This window comes from Corynebacterium gottingense (assembly GCF_003693265.1).
Taxonomy (GTDB): Bacteria; Actinomycetota; Actinomycetes; order Mycobacteriales; family Mycobacteriaceae; genus Corynebacterium; species Corynebacterium gottingense.
In genome coordinates, this window is record NZ_RDRE01000138.1 from 1 (window position 1) to 1,319 (window position 1,319).

General features: G+C 69.7%; 2 protein-coding genes. Both read left to right on the forward strand.

The window, feature by feature from the left end:
* A partial coding sequence (locus tag EAW56_RS12260; RefSeq protein WP_167457446.1) for an HAD family hydrolase occupies positions 1-372 on the forward strand: 372 nt, incomplete at its 5' end.
* A 24-nt stretch (positions 373-396) separates the two neighbouring features.
* On the forward strand, positions 397-1,319 hold a 923-nt coding region (locus EAW56_RS12265; protein WP_244213440.1), incomplete at its 3' end, for an FGGY family carbohydrate kinase.

Genomic DNA, 1,319 nt, shown 5'->3' on the forward strand with positions numbered 1-1,319 from the left:
GCCGAGCCCGCCGCCAAGCTGCTCGTGCGCTGCCCGCAGCTGCGCTCCGCGGAACTGTTCGACCTGGTCGCGCCCACCATCGAGCCGGAGGACGCGCACCTGACCTATTCCATGGACGAGGGCCTCATCGAGCTGTCCCACCCGGGCGTGAACAAGGCGACCGGCGCGTCCGTGCTCGCCGCCAGCTACGGCATCGACGCCTCCCAGGTCATCGCGTTCGGCGACATGCCCAACGACCTCGAGCTGCTCGCCTGGGCCGGGATGGGCGTGGCGATGGGCAACGCCGCGCCCGCGCTTCTCGACGCCGCCGACTACACCACCGCCACCAACTCCGAAGATGGGGTGGCGCAGGTGCTGGAACACTGGTTCTAGCCCACACACCATACAATTGTCGGCATGCCTCTCATCGCCGCCATTGACCAGGGCACGACCTCGACCCGCGCGGTCATCACCGATACCGAAGGACGCGTCGTCGCCCAGGCGCAGTTCGAGCACACCCAGCACATGCCACGCGAAGGCTGGGTCGAGCACGACCCCATGGAGATCTGGCGCAACACCCGCCGCGCGCTGAGCGAGGCGATGGCGGAGGCCGACATCGCCGAGGACGACATCGGCGCGCTCGGCCTGACCAACCAGCGCGAAACCGCCGTCATCTGGGACAAGGCGACGGGCGCGCCGATCTACAACGCGATCGTGTGGCAGGACACCCGCACCAACCCGGAAAACGACGCCGACCCGGGCCGCTACCTCGAGCGGACCGGCCTGCTGCACAACTCCTACCCGGCCGGACCGAAGTGGGCCTGGATCCTGGACAACGTCGAAGGCGCGCGCGAGCGCGCCGAGCGTGGCGAGCTGCTCGCCGGAACCATTGATACCTGGCTGATCTGGAACCTCACCGGCGGCGCGCGGGAACCCGAGCGTGCGCTGCACGTCACCGACGTCACGAACGCCTCGCGCACCCTGCTCATGGACCTGCGCACGCTCGCGTGGGACGAGGACCTATGCGCGGAGATTGGAGTCCCGCGGCGGTTGCTGCCGGAGATACGGGCGTCGATAGGCACGTTCGGCACCGTGCGCCGCCGCGGCCCGCTCGCAGGGGTGCCCATCGCGGGCGTGCTGGGCGACCAGCAGGCCGCGCTGTTCGGGCAGCACTGCCTGCGCGAGAACGAGGCGAAGATGACCTACGGGACTGGGCTGTTCATGCTGCTCAACACGGGTGCGCAGCCGCGCATGAGCAGCGACGGCCTGCTTACCACCGTGGCGTACCAGATCGACGGCGAGCCGCCGGTGTACGCGCAGGAGGGCTCCGTGGCCGTCGG